This window comes from Shewanella sp. 5S214, assembly GCF_041439795.1.
In the GTDB taxonomy this organism is placed as follows: Bacteria; Pseudomonadota; Gammaproteobacteria; order Enterobacterales; family Shewanellaceae; genus Shewanella; species Shewanella vesiculosa.
In genome coordinates this window covers 1-18,956 of record NZ_JBGOOV010000025.1, presented here as the reverse complement: position 1 = coordinate 18,956, position 18,956 = coordinate 1, and the positions used below count along the sequence as shown (strand labels likewise).

The 18,956-nt window shown below is 40.9% G+C and carries 16 protein-coding genes and 1 pseudogene; 11 read left to right on the top strand and 6 right to left on the bottom strand.

Going from position 1 to position 18,956, the window contains the following annotated elements:
• Positions 1–17 precede the first annotated feature (17 nt).
• From ACED29_RS15825 to glmS, 5 genes are all read left to right on the top strand, one after another.
• Entirely contained in the window at positions 18–446 is a 429-nt protein-coding gene (locus tag ACED29_RS15825; RefSeq protein ID WP_124016591.1) for a F0F1 ATP synthase subunit epsilon, read from the top strand.
• Between the two features lie 151 nt (positions 447–597).
• Entirely contained in the window at positions 598–1,962 is a 1,365-nt protein-coding gene (glmU, locus tag ACED29_RS15820; protein ID WP_371698058.1) for a bifunctional UDP-N-acetylglucosamine diphosphorylase/glucosamine-1-phosphate N-acetyltransferase GlmU, read from the top strand.
• 260 nt (positions 1,963–2,222) lie between these two features.
• Complete coding sequence (locus tag ACED29_RS15815; protein ID WP_371698057.1) at positions 2,223–4,316, top strand: TonB-dependent receptor; 2,094 nt, start codon at positions 2,223–2,225, stop codon at positions 4,314–4,316.
• Between the two features lie 172 nt (positions 4,317–4,488).
• Entirely contained in the window at positions 4,489–5,259 is a 771-nt protein-coding gene (locus ACED29_RS15810; protein WP_182723706.1) for a DeoR/GlpR family DNA-binding transcription regulator, read from the top strand.
• A 33-nt stretch (positions 5,260–5,292) separates the two neighbouring features.
• Positions 5,293–7,122, top strand: a complete 1,830-nt coding sequence (gene glmS / locus ACED29_RS15805; protein ID WP_124016595.1) for a glutamine--fructose-6-phosphate transaminase (isomerizing) — start codon at positions 5,293–5,295, stop codon at positions 7,120–7,122.
• A gap of 360 nt (positions 7,123–7,482) precedes the next feature.
• Here the strand turns inward: glmS and ACED29_RS15800 are convergent, their stop codons facing one another.
• Complete coding sequence (locus ACED29_RS15800) at positions 7,483–7,980, bottom strand: fasciclin domain-containing protein (protein ID WP_371698056.1); 498 nt, start codon at positions 7,978–7,980, stop codon at positions 7,483–7,485.
• Between the two features lie 587 nt (positions 7,981–8,567).
• Between ACED29_RS15800 and ACED29_RS15795 the strand changes: the two genes are divergently transcribed.
• Positions 8,568–9,932 (top strand): DUF4397 domain-containing protein, encoded by a 1,365-nt coding sequence (locus ACED29_RS15795; protein WP_371698055.1) that lies wholly within the window; start codon positions 8,568–8,570, stop codon positions 9,930–9,932.
• Between the two features lie 428 nt (positions 9,933–10,360).
• On the top strand, positions 10,361–10,543 hold the full coding sequence (locus ACED29_RS15790; protein WP_124016598.1) for a hypothetical protein: 183 nt from the start codon (positions 10,361–10,363) through the stop codon (positions 10,541–10,543).
• Between the two features lie 78 nt (positions 10,544–10,621).
• Here ACED29_RS15790 and ACED29_RS15785 read toward each other — a convergent pair whose 3' ends face one another.
• Together ACED29_RS15785 and ACED29_RS15780 are read right to left on the bottom strand one after the other, a co-directional pair.
• Complete coding sequence (locus ACED29_RS15785) at positions 10,622–11,815, bottom strand: class I SAM-dependent rRNA methyltransferase (RefSeq protein ID WP_371698054.1); 1,194 nt, start codon at positions 11,813–11,815, stop codon at positions 10,622–10,624.
• A 602-nt stretch (positions 11,816–12,417) separates the two neighbouring features.
• Positions 12,418–12,611, bottom strand: a pseudogene (locus ACED29_RS15780) (histidine kinase); the annotation flags it as partial.
• A gap of 201 nt (positions 12,612–12,812) precedes the next feature.
• On the opposite strand from ACED29_RS15780, the gene ACED29_RS15775 reads away from it, so the two are divergent.
• From ACED29_RS15775 to ACED29_RS15765, 3 genes are all read left to right on the top strand, one after another.
• On the top strand, positions 12,813–13,988 hold the full coding sequence (locus tag ACED29_RS15775; RefSeq protein ID WP_124016600.1) for a porin: 1,176 nt from the start codon (positions 12,813–12,815) through the stop codon (positions 13,986–13,988).
• A gap of 110 nt (positions 13,989–14,098) precedes the next feature.
• Positions 14,099–14,632, top strand: a complete 534-nt coding sequence (locus ACED29_RS15770) for an FMN-binding protein (RefSeq protein WP_124016601.1) — start codon at positions 14,099–14,101, stop codon at positions 14,630–14,632.
• Between the two features lie 41 nt (positions 14,633–14,673).
• Positions 14,674–15,435, top strand: coding sequence for a PepSY-associated TM helix domain-containing protein (locus tag ACED29_RS15765; protein WP_371698053.1), 762 nt, complete (start codon positions 14,674–14,676; stop codon positions 15,433–15,435).
• 68 nt (positions 15,436–15,503) lie between these two features.
• Here ACED29_RS15765 and ACED29_RS15760 read toward each other — a convergent pair whose 3' ends face one another.
• From ACED29_RS15760 to ACED29_RS15750, 3 genes are all read right to left on the bottom strand, one after another.
• Positions 15,504–15,725 (bottom strand): DUF2061 domain-containing protein, encoded by a 222-nt coding sequence (locus ACED29_RS15760; RefSeq protein WP_182723731.1) that lies wholly within the window; start codon positions 15,723–15,725, stop codon positions 15,504–15,506.
• A gap of 199 nt (positions 15,726–15,924) precedes the next feature.
• Positions 15,925–16,839: a 1,4-dihydroxy-2-naphthoyl-CoA synthase gene (locus ACED29_RS15755; RefSeq protein ID WP_124016617.1), complete on the bottom strand. Its 915-nt coding sequence runs from the start codon at positions 16,837–16,839 to the stop codon at positions 15,925–15,927.
• Between the two features lie 97 nt (positions 16,840–16,936).
• Positions 16,937–17,284 (bottom strand): hypothetical protein, encoded by a 348-nt coding sequence (locus ACED29_RS15750; protein WP_182698844.1) that lies wholly within the window; start codon positions 17,282–17,284, stop codon positions 16,937–16,939.
• Between the two features lie 76 nt (positions 17,285–17,360).
• Between ACED29_RS15750 and ccoG the strand changes: the two genes are divergently transcribed.
• Positions 17,361–18,788: a cytochrome c oxidase accessory protein CcoG gene (gene ccoG / locus ACED29_RS15745; RefSeq protein WP_124016619.1), complete on the top strand. Its 1,428-nt coding sequence runs from the start codon at positions 17,361–17,363 to the stop codon at positions 18,786–18,788.
• The last annotated feature ends 168 nt before the right edge of the window (positions 18,789–18,956 follow it).

Sequence of the window (18,956 nt, the reverse complement as noted above, 5' to 3'; positions counted from 1 at the left end):
TCTTTAAGGAGAACTTGATGGCAGCCAAAACAGTCCAACTTGATATTGTTAGTGCAGAAAACAGCATCTACCACGGCCAAGTTAGCTTCTTTGAAGTTACTGGTGCTGAAGGTGAGTTAGGTATTATGCCTAACCATGTTGCGTTACTGACAAAAATCAAGCCTGGTATGGCGCGCTTTATCAAGCAAGATGGTAGTGAAGAAGTGTTGTATCTATCAGGTGGTTTACTTGAAGTACAACCTACTGCAATTTCAGTACTTGCTGATGTAGCATTACGTGCCGATGATATTGATGAGAAAGCTGCTTTAGAAGCCAAAGAACGTGCTGAGCAAGCAATTGCCAACGCCGGAGTTGACTTCAATTATGAAGCCGCAGCAATCGAATTAGCCAAATCTTTGGCTCAATTACGTGTTGTTGAATGCATCAAGAAAAATATCACCAGATAATCTGATTATTTGACGCTTAAAAGGCGACTCTTTATGAGTCGCCTTTTTTATTGCCTATTATCGGCTAATTAACCCCCTGCCTGTTTTCCCTTTTGACCATATTCCGTTAAAATGAGCGCAAATCTATATCGGTTCATTAAAGGAATGCTCAATGTCGTTAAATGTTGTGATCTTAGCTGCAGGAAAAGGAACTCGGATGCGCTCAGATCTCCCAAAGGTTCTGCATCCTATTGCTCATAAAAGTATGGTGCAACATGTGATAGATACTGCCAATGCCTTAGGTTCAGACGCTATTCAGTTAGTGTATGGTTATGGCGCAGATAAATTACAAACAGCACTTGGCGAACAAGCATTAAACTGGGTATTACAGGCTGAACAACTGGGTACCGGCCATGCGGTTGCCCAAGCAAACCCGAATATTAACGATAACGATACAGTATTAATCCTTTACGGTGATGTACCGCTTATTCAGCAATCAACCTTAGAAGCATTATTAGCTGCACGCCCTGTGAATGGCTTGGCTATTTTGACTGTTAATTTACCTAACCCAAGCGGTTACGGTCGCATAGTGCGCGAACAAGGCAGCGTCGTCGGAATTGTTGAGCAAAAAGATGCTAACCCTGAACAGCTAGCCATTACCGAAGTGAACACAGGTATCATGGTTGTGCCGGGTAAGCAGTTAAAAGCCTGGTTAAATCGTTTATCGAATAATAATGCTCAAGGTGAATACTACCTTACCGACATCATTGCCATGGCAAAGGCTGATGGCGTTGAAATTAGCACATCACAGCCACAATCGGCTATCGAAGTTGAAGGCGCTAACAATCGCGTGCAACTTGCCCAATTAGAAAGAGCTTATCAAGCTCGTGCTGCTGAAAAACTGATGCTCGACGGTGCTAATCTCCGCGATCCTGCGCGTATTGATATTCGCGGCGATGTGACTGTTGGTATGGATGTGATGATAGATGTTAACGTTATTTTTCAAGGTAAAGTAACCCTAGGCAACAATGTGACAATCGGCGCAGGTGCTATTTTGATTGATTGCGACATTGCCGATAATGCAGAAATTAAACCTTATACTATTGTAGAAGGCGCTAAGCTTGGACAAGCCGCGAGTGCAGGACCTTTTGCCCGTTTACGCCCAGGGGCAGAGCTTAAAGAAGATGCTCATATAGGTAACTTTGTCGAAATTAAAAAGAGTGTATTAGGTAAAGGTTCTAAAGCTGGCCACTTAGCCTATTTAGGTGATGCACACATTGGCGCTGGCGTGAATATCGGTGCCGGTACAATTACCTGTAACTATGACGGTGCCAATAAGTTTATTACTACCATTGAAGATGGCGTATTCGTCGGCAGTGATACTCAGTTAGTAGCACCTGTTACCATAGGCAAAAATGCCACTCTAGGGGCTGGATCAACTATAACCAAAGATGTTGCTGAAAATGAACTGGTGATTACTCGCGTTAAACAGCGCCATATTACTGGTTGGCAGCGTCCTATAAAAATTAAAAAGTAACGGTTAACTCAAATATAATCAAGCGGCCATGAGCCGCTTTTTTATTATTTATACATTTTTTATATGAAAATTATACTGAAAAAAGGTTTGTTATAAGTTTGATTTATGTTAATTAAATGTTCTTAATTGGCTGGTTTTAAATGAATTTATAGCTATGTCACAAGTAAGTGTAAATTTTTCACAAATAAGTTTAAATAAAAACAATTCTCATTTATATTCCCCTCAATTGTTAGACTGAAAGTCTTATTGAGGAGTTGGTCATGGTATTTAAATATTCAGTTATAGGTTTGGCTGTTGGTTCAGCATTAATGGCGATGCCTGTTATGGCAGAAGTGTCGAGTGACGCTAACATAGAGCGCATTAATGTGACCGGTCGTACCTTTAACGATTATAAAGTTGCTACAGCATCTGGCGCCATGCGCGGTGATATCGACTTAATGGATACCCCACAGTCAGTTAATGTTATCCCTGATTTTGTTACCGATGAACAATTAGCTACTAACCTTGCAGAAGTATTAGTTAACGATTCCAGCGTGACGGCAGGAACGACACGCTGGAACCGCCAAGTCTTTAGTATCCGTGGTTTTGAGTTAGATTCGGGTAATGGTTATCTGATTAATGGCCACCAGCAATGGTCTCACTATGTACAACCTATTGAAACGCTACAGCAAGTTGAAGTGCTGAAAGGTCCTTCTAGTATGTTGTATGGCCAATCTGGTCCTGGTGGTTTGGTCAATATGGTCACTAAAAAGCCGACTTATGATTCTATGCTTGATGTGGGTATAGATACAGATGGTTACGGTTCTACCCGTGCGCAGATCGATGCGGGAGGAAGCTTAAATGATGCCCAAAGTATTCGTTATCGTGGAGTGTTAGTTAAGCAAGACACAACATATTGGCGTGAATATTCAACCACCGAAGAAAATCAAGAACGCGATCGTTGGTTAGGTTATCTTAATATGGAATTTGACTTAACTGATGATGTATTACTGTCAGTGAAATACGATCACACTCAAGATAAAGCAGGTATTGATGCCGGTGGTTGGTTAGATAAACAAGGTAATGTCATTGGCGAACGTAAAACCGTTTGGGATGCGCCTTGGGCCTTTACCGATAATACAGTGTCAAACTTAGGTGCCGATCTGACTTGGCATATGAGTGATAACTGGAAAGTCAAAGCGGGCTATAACGATCAACAATTCAATCGCCAACGTTTCGACTCAGCGCCACAATACACCACAGATCCTCTTAGCAATGGTTATAGCATTAAACCATTCGATCGTTACGATGACTGGCAACATAAAACGGCTTATGTAGATTTTACAGGCGAGTTTGATTTTGCCGGAGTTCAACATCAGTTATTAATTGGCGCAAATTACCTAGATTATTTTTATCAGCAACAGATCCAACGTGGTAAAGCCCAAATAGTGACTCCTGGGCTGCCTGTTATTAAGCCTGATCTTGATTACCATTCAAGTGTTAAAGGTGATCCTAGCGAATACAAATATTATGGCTTCTATTTGCAAGATTTAATGACGCTTAATGAACAATGGAAGCTGCTTACTGGTGTTCGTTACGATGAGCAAAAGAAAGACGGTTTAGGCCAGAACAGTTATGCGCTATCGCCTAAGTTTGGGGTGATTTACTCGCCCATGGAAAATGGCAGTATTTACCTAAACTATTCAAAAAGTTTTACCCCGCAAGGTGCTGTTAATAATCCATTTGATGTTAACGATGAACTGGATTTAAAACCTGAATATGGTATTCAGTATGAAGTTGGTACTAAGTGGGAACTGTTCAACGATAGCTTATTACTGACCGCGGCTGTATTTGATATCACCCTTGAGAATATTACAATATCTGAAGTACTCCCGACTCCAATAGGTTCCTATACTGATATTACGACTCAAGGTGGTGAGCAGAAGCATCGTGGATTTGAAGTGGGCGCTCAAGGCCAGATAAGTGACAATTGGTTTATGACATCTTCCATGATGTACCTTGATGCTGAATATCACACTGGCGATGAACGTGAAGGTAAAACGCCTGTTGATGCGCCAGAATGGTCTGCCAATATCTGGACTCGCTACCAAATGAACGAAGATTTTGCGCTGAATTTTGGTTCTATCTATGTTGGCGAGCGTTTTGCCAATACCGATAACAGTATTCGCAAAGACGGCTATGTTCGTTTTGACATTGGTGCCGCTTATACTATGGATGTTATGGGTAAAGACGTAAGCGTACGTGCAAATGTCAGAAACTTATTTGATACCGATTATATTGAAGGTGGTCAATATAATATGGTGACTATTGGTCAAGAGCGTAACTTCAGTGTTGCCGCAGAGGTTAAGTTCTAATATGGCTAGTTAACGCTGATTTATCTTAATTAGTTCATAAAAAGCCTCTGCATATTTCAGAGGCTTTTTTGTACATTTATTTCAACTTTTGAGTTATAAGATCTAGATAAAGTTTCATTTGATGCTAAAATACCTTTCGTTTCGAAACTTATGCGGAAAGTAGTTAATTTAAATGACTAAACGTAACACCCAACAACGTCGCCATTCGATCATTAAATTGGTTAATGAGCAAGGCGAAGTCAGTGTCGACGAACTGGCTAATTTATTTGCCACTTCCGAAGTTACGATCCGTAAAGATTTGGCTATGCTTGAAACCCATGGATTATTGTTACGACGTTATGGTGGCGCCGTACCTTTACCACAAGAAATGACCCAAATAGCCAACGAAAACCTGTCTTTAAATAAACAAGCTATTGCTGCTAAAGCCGCTGAGCTGATCCGCGACCATAATCGGATCATCATTGACAGTGGCAGTACCACATCAGGCATCATTCAACAGCTTAATGGTAAGCATGGTTTAGTGGTCATGACCAATTCATTACAACTGGCCAATGCCATTCATGAACTTGAAAATGAGCCGACATTATTGATGACCGGTGGCACCTGGGATCCCCATTCCGAGTCTTTTCAAGGTCAAGTGGCTGAGCAGGTTTTACGTTCATATAACTTCGACCAACTGTTTATCGGTGCCGACGGTATCGACCTTAACCGCGGCACTACCACGTTTAACGAGCTAACTGGCTTGAGTAAAGTGATGGCAGAAATGTCGCGTGAAGTGGTGGTACTACTGGAATCTACCAAAATTGGTCGACGAATCCCTAATCTTGAGCTGCCCTGGGAAGTGGTTAATGTCTTAGTTACCGACGACAACATTACCCAAGAAGCCGTTAACACTATTTCAGCACATGGCGTCAGAGTCATTCTCGCGCCATATGCTAAGTAAACAAATTAAATTAAAACAGTAAAGGAAACTAACATGTGTGGAATCGTAGGCGCTGTTGCGCAAAGGGATGTTGCAGAAATTTTAGTCGAAGGCTTACGCCGTCTTGAATATCGTGGTTATGACTCAGCAGGTATTGCTGTCATTCATCAAGGTGAGCTAAGCCGTACTCGCCGTGTAGGTAAAGTACAAGAGTTGTCATCTGCACTTGAGATCACCCCTCTAAGTGGTGGCACCGGTATTGCTCACACTCGTTGGGCAACACACGGTGAACCAACAGAGCGTAATGCACACCCACATTTATCTGAAGGTGATATTGCCGTTGTTCATAACGGTATTATTGAAAACCACAGTAAATTGCGCGAGAGATTAAAAGGTTTAGGTTATGTGTTCTCATCAGACACAGATACCGAAGTTATTTGTCATCTTGTTCATCATGAATTAAAAACAGCCGCGAGCTTATTAGTAGCAGTTCAAGCGACGGTTAAGCAACTTGAAGGTGCCTATGGCACAGTTGTAATCGACCGTCGTGATAGCGAACGCATGGTTGTTGCCCGCAGTGGTAGCCCATTGGTTATAGGTTATGGTCTGGGTGAAAACTTTGTTGCCTCAGACCAACTTGCATTGTTACCGGTAACGCGTTCATTTGCATTTTTAGAAGAAGGTGATGTAGCAGAAATTACCCGTCGTCAAGTTAACATTTTTGATGTTAATGGCAACGCTGTTCAGCGCGAAATGAAAGAGTCTGAAGTGACTCATGATGCCGGTGACAAAGGTGAATACCGTCACTACATGTTGAAAGAGATTTACGAGCAACCAACTGCGATTGCGCATACTTTAGAAGGTCGTATTGCGGGTGGTAAAGTATTAGATTCAGCCTTTGGTGAAAATGCCGCTGAATTTTTAAAAGACATTAAACACGTGCAAATTATTGCCTGTGGTACCAGTTATCATGCTGGTATGGCCGCGCGTTACTGGTTAGAAGACTGGGCTGGCGTATCATGTAACGTCGAAATTGCATCTGAGTTCCGTTACCGTAAGTCGCACCTGTTCCCAAATAGCTTATTAGTGACGATTTCACAATCTGGTGAAACAGCAGATACTTTAGCGGCAATGCGCCTAGCAAAAGAAATGGGCTACAAAGCCACCTTAACCATCTGTAACTCTGCAGGTTCATCGTTAGTTCGTGAATCGGATATGGCTTACATGATGAAAGCAGGCGTAGAAATAGGTGTCGCATCAACCAAAGCCTTTACTGTGCAACTTGCTGGCTTGTTAATGTTAACCACCGCTATTGGCCGTCATAATGGCATGTCTAGTGAAATGGAAGCGGCTATTACTCAAAGCTTGTTATCAATGCCAGCTAAAGTGGAGCAGGCGCTTGGCTTAAATGATGCTATTGCTGAATTAGCAGAAGACTTTGCTGACAAACAGCATGCATTATTCCTAGGCCGTGGTGATCAATACCCAATCGCGATGGAAGGTGCATTAAAACTCAAAGAGATTTCGTATATTCACGCCGAAGCCTATGCCTCTGGCGAACTAAAGCACGGCCCATTAGCCTTGATTGATGCTGATATGCCAGTGATTGTGGTTGCGCCAAACAATGAGTTACTCGAAAAGCTTAAATCAAACGTTGAAGAAGTGCGCGCCCGTGGTGGATTGATGTATGTGTTTGCCGATGTCGATGCAGAATTTGAGTCAGACGACACAATGAAAGTTATCCAGGTTCCCCATTGTGATGCGTTCATGGCACCATTGATCTACACCATTCCATTGCAGTTACTGTCATATCATGTGGCATTAATTAAAGGTACTGATGTCGACCAACCTCGCAATTTAGCAAAATCAGTTACGGTTGAGTAAGGCTTTGATTTAATTTTAAATTTAATTTAACGGCTTCTTGGGAAGCCGTTTTTATTGGCTATAACACTGTAATAAAATAATTGATCATTTATCGCTTTAATTGTGAATCTGTCTATCTCTATGTTAATTATCGGCAAAGGATAAAGTCACTAACATTGCCAATAATGCTATTTAACGAGGATGAGGTTTATATCAATTGGATAAAATAAATTTACCGGCTAATGTGTAAAGTGAACATCATCGCTTCTGACATCAAGATGATAATTTTAATTGACCATTACAGTGTCGGTGAGATTGCATTTTTAGAATTGAAAAATCAGGGGCGTGACATAAAACCAACGCCCCATCATTACTTAGCGATTACTTAGGTAACAGTACGGTATCAATTACATGGATCACACCGTTGCTAGCTTCAACATCTGTCATGATTACTTGTGCATTATTTACCATAACATTACCGTCTTTTACTTCAATGGTAACAGCTTGTCCTTCAACGGTAGTTGCGCTATCTAGGTTAACTACATCAGCAGCCAGCACTTTGCCTGAAACAACATGATAAGTTAGTACTGCAACAAGTTTATCTTTGTTTTCTGGTTTAAGAAGCATTTCTACTGTGCCTTCAGGCAACTTTGCAAACGCATCATCTGTTGGCGCGAATACTGTAAATGGACCCTCACCTTTTAATGTTTCAACAAGTCCTGCTGATTTCACTGCTGCAACGAGAGTATTAAACGAGCCATTTTCAGCAGCGACATCAACGATATCTTTTTTCATACCATGATGCTCTGCATAAGAAACTGTCGAGAACGCTAAACTAGCAAGGATAATAGCGATGATTGTAGTGAATTTATTTAACATTATATTTTCCTTTTTTGAGTGCATACCATTTTTGAGTTCAGCATTAGTTACGCATTCGTTAATTAATGAGATCAGTTTTTATTTTAATAAACTAACGAGGTGAACTTGCAAAATAGTCGGTACTAAAAGATCAAGCTACGCTTCACAGCATCAAGCTCGTCGATAACAACATTTTATTTTAATGTGTAAAGTGGACTTGCGTGGTAAGTAGAGTTACATCAATGATTGATATTTTTACAGTTTAATTGTGTCAGTGACAGGTGATTAACTAATTGATAATAATGTTTATGTTGGTTTTTTGTGGTGAGGCTAATAAGTCTAAACGTTAGGCTAGCAGTATTAACACTTCTTACCATCCGCTCTCTATAATGATGTTTGCGATATTGTGCCGCGGTTATTTTCATCATAGCCAGCATTCTTTTTAAAACAGCCAGCGCTAAATTATTATTTGTGCATATTTTATATTGGCATCAAATATTTATATCTTTTTATCTGAAAAGTTAATTATTTGTGTGTATTTTTTTTGAACCAGCAAATAAATCACCCCGTATAGAAATCGGTCACAATACTTAATGAGGATTTCTAAAATGAAACGGATTTACCCTTTTGCACTGTGTGTTTCTTTAATTGGTTTAACAGCCTGCTCTGACGACGATGATGTCATGGTTGTTGATCCTGTAGAGCCAGAAATTTCATTCGTACGTGTTATTCATGCTGGTAGTGATGCACCATTAGTGAATGTTGTCGCTAATGGAAATGCATTACTGTCGAAGGTGGATTACGCCATGTCTAGTGATCTAATCCAAGTATCATCGGCGACTTACGATATTAGCGTTGATGCTGTTTTGGCCGATGGTAACACTGCAACCGTGCTCGAAACATCTCTTGATGCGCAAAGTGATATGGAATATACCGCAGTGGCATTAGGGTTAGTGGCTAATGACACCCTAAATCTAAAACTGATTGCAAACCCAATAATGGACATTGCTACAGGTTACGCCAGAGTACAAGTTCTGCATGCTGCACCTGCAGCGGGCAATGTTGATGTTTATGTTACCGGCCCTGATGCAGATATTAGCGCTATGACTCCAACATTATCTGCAAACTATTTAGATGTAAGTTCGCAAATTGAGGTAGCTAATGGTGACTATCAAATTCGTATTACCGCATCAGGAATGAAAGATGTGGTATATGACTCAGGTACGGTTGCCTTAGCCGATATGCAAGATTACTTTATTAGCGCGATCCCTAATACCTGGTCTGGTGATTCACCAGTAGCATTACAAGTGTCGCTACCAGAAGGGCAAGTAATCTTAAATGATATCAACAGCGGCGCAGATTTACGTGTTGTTCATGCTGTTGCTGACGCGCCTGCGGTGGACGTATTTGTTGACGAAGCAGTCACTCCAGCAGTTAACATGTTGTCTTTTGGTGAGGTAACGGGCTATGTCAATCTTGCTGACGGTACACATACAGTAACTGTTGCTGCGGATGCCGATAACAGTGTTGTGGTGATAGATAAGGCCGCCGTCGACTTAGATCTTGGTAAAAGTTATAGCACCTTAGCGGTAGGATCATTAACCGATAGCATGATTGAACCACTGGTGCTAGTTGAGCAAACCCGTCGCGTAGCGACTGAGGCTAAGCTAACTGTTACCCATGCTGCATATTCAGCACCAGAAGTTGATGTTTATCTTACAGCTTCTACTGATATTACCGATGCAACGCCAGTATTAGAGGATGTACCATTTAAGGCCTCTTCTGGCAGTTTAAGCGTTACGCCTGGTAATTATGTAATTACTGTTACTGTTGCTAATACTAAAGATGTGGCTATCGGTCCGCTTGATGTGACCTTAGATGCTTCGGGTATTTATGCTGTCGCGGCTGTTGATAATGTCGATGGTGGAGCGCCATTTGGGGTGATTTTATTAGACGACTTTACTGCGATGTAATATTTGCTATGTAAACCTTTAGCGGCTTATTCTTGCCAGATAAGCCGCTTTTTTTATACCTGTTAGATACACTCAATCACATTAAATTCTGAATACTTTTTATCTATGATTTAAATGGGACTTAAGCTTGCTGTGATTGTATAGATAGGTAGACATTATCAATACTCTCTATTTATATCGATAAGCTTAACTGTTTTATTTTATTAGTTTTTATGCTGATGGTTATTTCAGGCGCGTTATCGTTTTCTATAGGAATAGTGCTGTTGACTTTACAGGCACAAACTGTGCAAAATTGCCCTCCATTTTATGTTGTGGAGTCAATTGATTACATCAATGGGATTGGCAACGGTTTACTCAGTTTTTTAGTTAATGTTAATGGTACATATCATCAAAATCATTTTTAAGGATAATTTAACAGGATGTTTACAATGGCGTTTACTATATTAATTCTATTGGTATTTTGGCTAATACCGTTAGTTATTATTGCCCGCAGCAAGAAAGTTAGCGCGAATGAGAAACTTGCCTGGTTGCTGGCAACCATATTTGTGAGTTGGTTGTCGTTTATTTTATTTCTCTTGCTCGCACCATTAAAACCTCGTGATAGCCATTAAGGCCATAGTTGTTGGTTATGTTCATGCAACAAAAAGGGAACAGTTACTGTTCCCTTTTTGTTGAAGTCACGTTATCAATTACCAAACTCGAGCGACTAGACCTTTGAGGTAATAACCTTCTGGGAATGCGCTGCTAATTGGATGATCGCTAGCTTGATGCATACGCTCAATAAACTGAACTTCACGTTTCGCATCTAAGGCAGCATCAGCAACCACTTTTTGGAATAGGTCTGACTGCATTAAGCCTGAACACGAGAACGTCAGTAATATTCCACCTGGATTAAGCAATTGCATCGCAATCATGTTGATGTCTTTATAACCGCGACATGCACCATCTAGCTGCGATTTATTGTCGGCAAACTTAGGCGGGTCGAGCACGATAACATCGAAAGTTTTAGCTTCATCTCGGTACTGGCGTAGTAATTTAAATACGTCAGCTTCGTTATAATTTACATGGTCATCATTAAGGTGATTAATCGCCATATTATCGCGAGCAGTTTGCAGCGCTAAGGTGGATACATCGACGTTTTCAATACTCGCCGCGCCAGCTTTGGCGGCATATAAGCCGAAAGTACCAGTGTAACAGAAGCAGTTAAGTACAGATTTGCCTTTAACGAAACGAGCCGCCATAGCACGGTTGTCACGTTGATCTAGATAAAAACCGGTTTTGTGGCCTTTAATAACATCGACCGCAATCTTAATACCGTTTTCTTCGATGAGAATAGGCATTGGGGGTAATTCGCCGTGAAGTAACCCTACGACAGGAACCAGACCTTCTTTCTTTCTCGAGTCGACATCTGAACGCTCATAAACGGCGCAATCTGGATATTGAATCACTAGTTGCTCAACTATGGTATCGCGCCATTTTTCAGCACCAGTGCTTAATAGTTGGCAAACGAATACGTTGGCATAACGATCTATGGTGATACCAGGTAAACCGTCAGATTCTGCGGCAATTAAACGATAACCTGTAAGGCCTTGTTCGCGGATGAGTTCATCACGACCGGCTTGAGCCCTTTTTATACGTCTAGCAAAGAAGTCTGCATCGATGGTTTCTTCTTTGTCGAAGGTCCATATACGCACTTGGATTTGAGATTCTGGCGACCAGGCACCGCGTCCGAGCCAGTGCCCATCGTGCGCCACTACTTCAACAGTGTCACCAGCTTGCGGTTTGCCGCCATTGACGTTGTGAATTCCATTGGAAAATATCCAAGGGTGGCGTCGCTCTAATGAACGTTCGCGGCCAGGTTTAAGTTTAATTCTGATAGCCATGGTACTGCCTAATATAAAGTATAAGTGGAGAGTAAATTCGCTGCGCCTGATAACAACTGATTATAGGCCTTGTTCTGGGCTTATATGAGATTATCTAAGCTATATGGCTCAATTTATGAGGGATATAAAGCTCGTGACGACAATGGGGTGATCATAGCGTGTTTTGAGTCTAAAAACCTGACAAATAATAACGCTGTAATATTAAGGTTAAGTTGACGGTATCGTTTGTTGATATTTGGATTATGGTTTTTTCGATGGCCTTTTTATTAAAGGCTTATCATTAGGTGTGCGCCGCCATAAACGTTGCTAGCTATTGCGCCTGCAAATAGTGCTGTATTAAGAGATATCAGCAGGAATATTTTAGTTTGAGTGAGTTAACACTAAGGCTGAATATGTTTAACTTGTGTTGTTTCATAGCCAAATGACTATGGGATAAATCTTCTTGGTTAAGGTGTTGCCTTTAAAGGTGCGACATGATTATCGCCGTCCATTATCACTAATAACGACATTACTGGCCATAACGCTTTATTGGCTTTTCAGGCAACAATATTTACACGTGAAAAAAGCAGAATATAGCCCTTAAATGGCAGAGCTTACTCAACTTCTGGATGGTCGTCATTTGCCATAATATCGGCATGTTTTTCGTTGAGTAGTAAACTTGATAGGGCGATGCCACAGCCTATTTCTATAATTCTTTTACCTTCGGTTTTGTATCCAAAATATAGTTAGCCAGTACTAAGCTTGATGGCCAAACAATGCCAAAAATAGGCCAGCTGGCCGAGGATATTCTACGTTTTATCCTATTTGGCACTCCTCATGTCAATCATCGATTATCTCGTGTCATTAAACACAGAGTGGTTGTTATTAAATATGTGACACACCCACTAAGCTTAATGATAATGGTTTGCATTAACATATTCGTTATGTATAATTCACGAAAATTTACACTACTTTACATAACACACTAGTTGTTTACATTGTCTGATCGGGATGGAATATGAAAAAAACGTTAATAGCTGCAACACTATTTAGCCTTTTGGCTAGCAATCAAGTTATGGCTTCTGATGAAACGACTGAACTACGCCAGATTATTGAGCAGCAGCAGAAAGTGCTTAAGGATCTTGAAAAGCGTCTTGAGCAAACTGAAAAACGTGTAGAGGCGACGGCTGATGTAGTAGAAGCAAGCGCATCAAGCAAGTCGGCAACCACTATTGGTGGATATGGCGAATTACACTACAACAATATTAGCAATAACCAAACTGGTGAAGACAAGAAAGAATTCGACTTCCATCGCTTTGTATTATTTGTCGGTCACGAGTTTAATAGCAGTACACGTTTTTTCTCTGAACTCGAAGTTGAGCATTCCATCGCAGGTGAGAGCCAAAATGGCGAAGTTGAGTTAGAGCAAGCCTATATCGAGCATGACTTTAATGAGATGTTTACCGGTAAAGCTGGTCTATTTTTAATGCCTGTCGGTATTATCAACGAAACTCACGAACCAACAGCATTCTATGGTGTTGAGCGTAACCCAGTAGAAAAAGACATCATTCCTGCAACGTGGTGGGAAGGGGGTATAAACCTTAATATTAAAGCGGCGCCAGGTTTAGCCTTTGATACCGCAATCACTTCTGGTTTGTATTTAGACCAAAGCTCTGGTTACAAAATCCGTAATGGTCGTCAAAAAGTTTCTGAAGCTAAGGGCGAAGATTTAGCCTATACCGGCCGTGTAAAATACACTGCGGTTCCAGGTTTGGAGCTAGCAGCAACGGTTCAGTATCAGTCAGATTTAACTCAAGGTACTGCCGATGTTGATTCTGCAGCAGCAACATTGCTTACCGCCCATGCCATTTACAGCATTGAACACTTCACTGTAAAAGCTCTATATGCACAGTGGAATATTGATGGTAAAGAAGCTGAAGCATTAGGTCGTGATAAGCAAAATGGTTTCTATATTGAGCCTGCTTACCGTATTAATGAACAGTTTGGTGTGTTTGCTCGTTATAACGAGTGGGACAACAATGCTGGTGATAGCGCCGATACTAAGAAAAAACAAACCAACGTGGGTGTTAACTACTGGTTACACGAAAACGTAGTGTTTAAAGCTGATTACGAAAATATTGGCGGCGCTGCAGATTCAGACGGTTTTAACTTAGGTGTTGGTTACCAGTTCTAATCCTGAGTATTCTCAGAGGTAAGACGCATCGGTAAAAACGTTTATCGGTAAATGGGGGCCTGCAGTGTATATTGTTGGCGCCCGTATTTTTATGATGTTTGAGGGCTATTATGCAAACAATATTACGATCATATTTGATGGTATTTATGCTGGGATTAGCGGCTTGTTTGTCAGTATTTAATAGTGTTGCTGCCACACAATATCAGTCAAATGAAGCGTTTATTAGCCAAGCATTTAATGGCAGTAGTGGCGAGTCTAAGGTGCTATGGCTTGACGATGAGCTCAAACAAGCGATAGAAGTTATCTTAGCCCATCGTTTTAATAAAATGCGGCTGCGTTATTGGCTACACAATAATGCAACGGTATGGATAATGGACGAGATAGGTAAAGAATCGCCTATTACAGTGGCTATTCATGTAAAAGACAATCAAATAGAACGAACTAAAGTGTTAATCTATCGTGAAAGTCGCGGTGATGAAGTGCGTCATGATTTTTTTACTGATCAATTTAAGTCGGCCAAGCTAGATGACCAATATCAGCTTGATAAGCATATAGATGGCATTACAGGCGCGACATTATCAGTAAGAGCGTTAACTAAGTTATCGCGTATTGCATTATTACTTCATGCGCATGTGGTGCCATAAGCTCAATTTCAATTCCAGCGGATCATTTCAAGCAGGTTAGTGTGACTCAGACATCTCGACGTAATCGTTTTAGACTTAAGTTGTTACGAGCACTTCGTCCTTGGCATCGACGCTTAGGCTTAGCGAGTGCTTTATTTATCCTATTGCTAGTGTTCACAGGTGTAGCGATAAATCACAGCGATGATTTTGGTTTAGACCAAACACCTGTTACCCAGTCTTGGTTACTTGATTATTATGGTATTCCTGCTCCTGCACATGTCGCTCAGTTTTCTGCTTTAGATAAGCGTAATTTACATGCACTTTATATTACTGATAATTTATTGTGGCAGGGAAAACAGGTTATTTTTGAAGGCCCACAAACGTTAATCAGTGCCAGTTATGCTGCCAATATGCTGGTGGCAATGGATACCAATCAGTTGTATTTATTCGATAGCGCAGGGCATTTACAAGAAACACAGAATAGCAGTACCGGTTTACCGGCTGGCTTATTAGCGCTGGCAGTAGTGGATGGTCGAGTATGGCTAAAGACAGATTCTGGTATTTATCAAGCTGATGAGCAGTTAATTGATTGGCAACCTACTGTACCGCTCAAGCCGTTAAGTTGGCTTATGCCAAATCCTCAAGTTAATGCTGAGTTTATTCAACATGCTCGTAGTGCGCATTTAAATTGGCAACGCGTAATGCTAGATCTACATAGTGGTCGCTTATTTGGAGCGTTAACAGTGTGGCTATGGGACTTGTTTGCGCTAGCATTGTTGTTGGTATCATTAAGCGGTTTCTGGATTTGGTACCAAAAAAAATAATGGTAACAATGCTTTTATAATTTCATAAAGAGCGCATAAGATGGACTAGCAAGCTCATGGTTATAACGTTAGCCCATCAAGAGTGCCGACTCTTTAGATCGCTCAGCTTGCTGCACTTTCTTTAACTCAATTTTTTTCCATACCTTGTCATGAAAGTAAAATACAACTGTATTAACGGCAGGCTCAAGCAGGGCTATGGTGCCACCGATAATAATGCTCCCGGTTAATAGGTAGGTAATCGTAAATGCTACACCGAAGTGTAAAATGGCAAAACTGAAAGTTTTTTTCATGGTTAAGTCCCCCCCTTGTTTATTTGTTTAAATGATAACACTTATCATTATCATGTAAAGCGGGTTAATTCGATTATTACCAATGAAAATTTCGATTACGATTATATTTCTTAATACCGAAAACAATAAAAGCCCTTAAAGGGCCTTTATGATGGCAGAAAATATCCGTTAATTTAGAGTATAACCCTATGTGCTGGGGTTAGTAATGCCAAGGAAAGCGGGAAAAATCTTGGTCGCGTTTTTCTAAAAAGGCATCACGGCCTTCTTGAGCTTCTTCACTCGCATACGCTAAGCGTGTGGCTTCACCGGCAAACAGTTGTTGGCCTACTAAGCCATCGTCGGCCATATTAAAGCCATATTTAAGCATACGCATTGCGGTAGGCGATTTAGAGTTAATCTCTTTTGCCCAAACTAATGCTTCTATTTCGAGTTCAGCATGGGGAATCGCTCGGTTTACCATGCCCATATCAAAGGCTTCTTCTGCTGAGTAATTAAAACCAAGAAAGAAGATTTCACGAGCACGTTTTTGGCCAATCATCTTAGCTAAATATGCACTGCCATACCCGGAATCAAAACTACCCACATCAGGGTCAGTTTGTTTAAAGATAGCGTGTTCTTTAGAGGCTAATGTTAAGTCACACACTACATGTAAACTATGGCCACCACCCACAGCCCAGCCTGGCACAACTGCAATAACCACTTTGGGCATAAAACGAATCAAACGTTGTACTTCTAATATATGTAGGCGTCCCATGCGTGCGACATCAGGCTTACCTTCCTCTGCGCCTTCATATTTATAGCCGTCTTTACCACGAATACGTTGATCACCGCCTGCGCAAAATGAGTACTGACCTTTTGCTGATGGCCCATTACCTGTTAATAGTACACATCCTACATCAGACCATTGTCTAGCATGATCTAGAGCGATAAAGAGTTCGTCTACGGTTTTAGGACGAAATGAATTAAGGCAATCAGGCCTGTCAATGGCAATACGCACTGTACCTTGGTGTTTTGCCCGATGATAAGTGATGTCTTCAAAATTGAATCCTTCGACAAGATCCCATAAGTCTGGATCAAAAATGTCGGATACTGATTCTGTGTGTGATTGAGTCATAAAAACCTAGCCCCTATTGTAGATATTACACAAAGGCTAGGCTTATTTGATATTTAGGTCAATTTGAGAGCATAAAACCGTTAACTAACTCGAGTTATTAGATTTTATCGCAAATAAATTGTAGGTTTTCTTTGGTGAAAACCGGGTGGCGAGCACTGCTATGGCAGTATTGATCTTTAAACTCAGCTATTGCTTCATTACTGGTAAACACACCATCTAACTCACGGATCTCAATAGTTGATAAGCGTTCGTAAATTTCCGCTTTAATTTGCGGTAAGTGTTTATCAATTTTAATGATTTTTGTGCCCGTCATCGAATCAAGCTTTTTGTCAGCCTTAGTAAACATTGTTTTAATGTCATGGATTGGCTTATCAAGCTTGTCTGTTTCCGTCGCGAAATAATAAATAATTCCCGCAATTATTATTAATCCTATCCAGCCTCTCATCTTTTTATCCAATAATGTGTTATTACCTATATAATAAGCTAGTTATCGTTCAATATTAAAGCAGTAAGGCTGTAACATGACGACAGAATCTAACCCCAAGGACTTTTCTAAACAACAACGTATTAAAATCCATCAACCTGATGCCAGTAAAGCAGACCGTTTCAATCCGCGCAACCGTATTTATGTAAGAGCTGTAGATGGCTTATGGACAACGTTACGACGTTACATGGGTTGGATTGCTATGTTGTTCTTTTTATTGTTGCCCTGGTTGCCATGGGGCGATCGTCAAGCAGTTTGGTTTCATCTGGCCGAGCAAAAATTCCATGTGTTTGGTTTAACTATCTGGCCACAAGACCTCACCTTACTCGCAGCACTGTTTATGATAGCTGCATTCGGGTTGTTTTTCGTTACGACTTATCTCGGTAGAGTGTGGTGTGGCTATACCTGCCCACAAACGGTGTGGACCTTCATTTTTATCTGGTTTGAAGAAAAGTTTGAAGGCGCACGTAATAAACGCATTAAGCTTGATCAAATGCCATGGAGCTTTAATAAGCTATGGCGGAAAACCGCTAAACATACCTCTTGGCTACTGGTATCATTATTAACAGCCACAACCTTTGTATCTTACTTTGTTCCAAGCCGTGAACTGTACATTGACATCTTTACCTTGAATGCCGGTGGTGGAATATATTTTTGGGTTATTTTCTTCACTATTGCGACATATGGTAATGCCGGATGGATGCGTGAGATCATGTGTATTCATATGTGTCCTTATGCCCGTTTCCAAGCGGCTATGTTTGATAAAAATACTTATATAGTCGGTTACGACACTCAGCGTGGTGAAACCCGTGGTCCTCGTTCTCGCAAACAAGACCCAAAAGAAATGGGCTTAGGCGACTGTATTGATTGTGACTTATGTGTACAAGTCTGTCCGACAGGGATTGATATACGTAATGGTCTGCAATACGAATGTATTAACTGTGGTGCCTGCATTGATGCATGTGATAACACCATGGAACGCATGGGTTACGAAAAAGGGCTAATCAGTTACACAACAGAAAACAAACTTGATGGCGTACAAGAAAAGGTATTGCGACCTAAGCTGGTCGGATACGGTGTTGTGCTGACGGTGATGATATTAATATTCATTTATGCCAGCGCAACTATTGCGCCTGTTCGTATGGATGTTATTAGAGATAGAAACTCACTGTATCGTCAAAACAACCAAGGCAATACCGAAAACACCTTTACGATAAAAATTCTTAATAAGACAGAACAGCCACAAGAGTATGAGTTAAGTGTCGAAGGTCTGCCGAATGCTAAATGGATTGGCCCGCAGCACGTCTCAATCGGATCTGGTGAAGTCATCACCTTGCCAATTAGTATTGCTGTCGATCCTATCGAGCTGAAGAGAAGTATTACCAAAATCGATATTAAAATTAACGCAGTTATAGACGGTAGCCCAATAGAAATAAAACAGGAAACTCGATTCTTTGGTGATTAGAACCGAGCAAAATAGGCAAAAAAGGGGCTGATAGTCCCTTTTTTGTTCATTTCGATTGAAAAAACACCTCTCAGTCATGTTTTTGCAATATTTAGCATTTTTATGCTTGCACAAAATCTTAAGCTGCCTATAATGCGCATCCACTGACACGGCAGACAGCGAAAGCGG

Coding starts and splice junctions, on each gene's coding strand:
- ACED29_RS15825 (WP_124016591.1), top strand. CDS start 18: ATGGCAGCCAAAACAGTCCAACTTGATATTGTTAGTGCAGAAAACAGC.
- glmU (WP_371698058.1), top strand. CDS start 598: ATGTCGTTAAATGTTGTGATCTTAGCTGCAGGAAAAGGAACTCGGATG.
- ACED29_RS15815 (WP_371698057.1), top strand. CDS start 2,223: ATGGTATTTAAATATTCAGTTATAGGTTTGGCTGTTGGTTCAGCATTA.
- ACED29_RS15810 (WP_182723706.1), top strand. CDS start 4,489: ATGACTAAACGTAACACCCAACAACGTCGCCATTCGATCATTAAATTG.
- glmS (WP_124016595.1), top strand. CDS start 5,293: ATGTGTGGAATCGTAGGCGCTGTTGCGCAAAGGGATGTTGCAGAAATT.
- ACED29_RS15800 (WP_371698056.1), bottom strand. CDS start 7,980: ATGTTAAATAAATTCACTACAATCATCGCTATTATCCTTGCTAGTTTA.
- ACED29_RS15795 (WP_371698055.1), top strand. CDS start 8,568: ATGAAACGGATTTACCCTTTTGCACTGTGTGTTTCTTTAATTGGTTTA.
- ACED29_RS15790 (WP_124016598.1), top strand. CDS start 10,361: ATGGCGTTTACTATATTAATTCTATTGGTATTTTGGCTAATACCGTTA.
- ACED29_RS15785 (WP_371698054.1), bottom strand. CDS start 11,815: ATGGCTATCAGAATTAAACTTAAACCTGGCCGCGAACGTTCATTAGAG.
- ACED29_RS15775 (WP_124016600.1), top strand. CDS start 12,813: ATGAAAAAAACGTTAATAGCTGCAACACTATTTAGCCTTTTGGCTAGC.
- ACED29_RS15770 (WP_124016601.1), top strand. CDS start 14,099: ATGCAAACAATATTACGATCATATTTGATGGTATTTATGCTGGGATTA.
- ACED29_RS15760 (WP_182723731.1), bottom strand. CDS start 15,725: ATGAAAAAAACTTTCAGTTTTGCCATTTTACACTTCGGTGTAGCATTT.
- ACED29_RS15755 (WP_124016617.1), bottom strand. CDS start 16,839: ATGACTCAATCACACACAGAATCAGTATCCGACATTTTTGATCCAGAC.
- ACED29_RS15750 (WP_182698844.1), bottom strand. CDS start 17,284: ATGAGAGGCTGGATAGGATTAATAATAATTGCGGGAATTATTTATTAT.
- ccoG (WP_124016619.1), top strand. CDS start 17,361: ATGACGACAGAATCTAACCCCAAGGACTTTTCTAAACAACAACGTATT.